This is a genomic window from Thermodesulfatator autotrophicus (genome assembly GCF_001642325.1).
GTDB classification, from domain to species: Bacteria; Desulfobacterota; Thermodesulfobacteria; order Thermodesulfobacteriales; family Thermodesulfatatoraceae; genus Thermodesulfatator; species Thermodesulfatator autotrophicus.
Genome location: NZ_LSFI01000106.1, coordinates 1 through 1,476 on the forward strand (window position 1 = coordinate 1; position 1,476 = coordinate 1,476).

The following is a 1,476-nucleotide window of genomic DNA, read 5'->3' on the forward strand; positions in this document are numbered from 1 at the left end:
CGGGAAGGCCTTAAGGCCGTAGTCTTCCGCGTAGATAATGCGCCCCGTGCGCCAGTGGCGAAAATAGCGCACAAAGCGCACATCGCGCGGCCTCTTTGGAGGCCTTCGCATGGCAACCTCCTGGCGGGCCTTTGCTTGACAGGGGAGGGAAACGTATGCTATTAGGAAGGTGGTTTTAGAAAGTTTCCCATCCTGTCAAGGGGCGCCGACCCGCGGTTGAGTTTAGGCGCCCTAAAATTTTTTAAGACTTCGTAATCTGCTCCTTACGAAAGCAGGGTTCACCTCATAAATGTCAGCCAACTCATAAACATTTACCTCCTGTTGCAGTAAAATTGTTAGTGTCGGGAATGGCATCAAAAATTCCTGGGCAAAAGCCCAGGCCTGCCATTCTGGGTTTTCAAAAGGTCTGAGCCTGGTCTCCTCCACACGAAAGAGAAGGCTTTCCTTTCGGCCCAGCACTGACACGAAATGCTCGATTTGAAATGGATGCCTTAGGCAGCAGTGTCCGCTTTCATGGGCCACTGTAGATCGGAAGAAACGCTGTTCATGCCATTTTTCCGCTTCAAGCAGCTCTCTGGCCACGTAACTTTTGCGTTCTATCGCTTTGGTAACCCCAACCGCCTCTGCCGGAATTTCATCATAACCTACGTAACCAGTCTGAATTCTAAAATTGCGGGGAATGTAAACATCAAAGAGCCTTTCCACATCGCTTGGTTGGGGCTTTTGTAGGGCACCCGGCTGGATATCGGCCAAGATTTCCAGGACCAGACGACGAATTTGAGCACGCGAAAGAGGTCTGACGCGAAAGGTCTTAGCCATTTTCCTCCTCCAAAAGTTCTTTTATGATCTTTTCAAGTTTATATTCCGGAGCCTTTTCAACTGCGCGAAGAAGGGCAAAACCTAGCTCTCCGCGAGACTGAATAAACCGTCTGAGTTCTCGTATTTTTTCCGGAGTGATTCTTGACTCTTTGGCTAGAGAGAAAAGTTCATTTTCATCCAGATCGAGAGCTTTGGCTAACCTACGAATTATCTGAGGATCTTTAGGCGGGTTCTTTTTCCCGTGCTCTATTTCAGAGAGATAGCCTGGAGACATCTTGGCTTTGGCGGCGAGCTCCCGAACGGTAAGCCCTTTATCAGTCCTGGCCTTAAAGATGAGCTCGCCGAACCTACTCATTTTTTCACCTCCCGTTCTCAATATTTAGCGAACTGTTCTCAAGATAAAGCGAAACATTTTGACTGTCAACCCCTCCCCGTCAACGAATTTTCCTCTTGACTTTGTGTCAATGACATTCTATTAAATAAACATGTCAATGACACAAGAAACTCAGAAAGGAGGATGTCATGAGGAAGTTCAGGGCCACCAAAGTAACGAAACACGGCACGCGGGTTGAGCTTTGGGCGGCGGCCTTTTCCAGGGAAGAAGCCGCTATCGTGGTCACGGCTCTCGTGCGCAGAGGCTTCAACGTCGAGAACTGC

Annotated in this window: 2 protein-coding genes; both read right to left on the reverse strand. The window is 49.1% G+C overall.

What is annotated here, in order from left to right:
• Window positions 1-231 precede the first annotated feature (231 nt).
• The gene (locus tag TH606_RS11140) at window positions 232-819 is read right to left on the reverse strand and encodes an ImmA/IrrE family metallo-endopeptidase (protein ID WP_068544065.1); all 588 of its coding nucleotides are present in this window, start codon (window positions 817-819) and stop codon (window positions 232-234) included.
• Window positions 812-1,174, reverse strand: a complete 363-nt coding sequence (locus TH606_RS11145) for a helix-turn-helix domain-containing protein (protein ID WP_068544067.1) — start codon at window positions 1,172-1,174, stop codon at window positions 812-814. The genes TH606_RS11140 and TH606_RS11145 overlap by 8 nt, the downstream gene beginning before the upstream one ends.
• Between the last annotated feature and the right edge of the window lie 302 nt (window positions 1,175-1,476).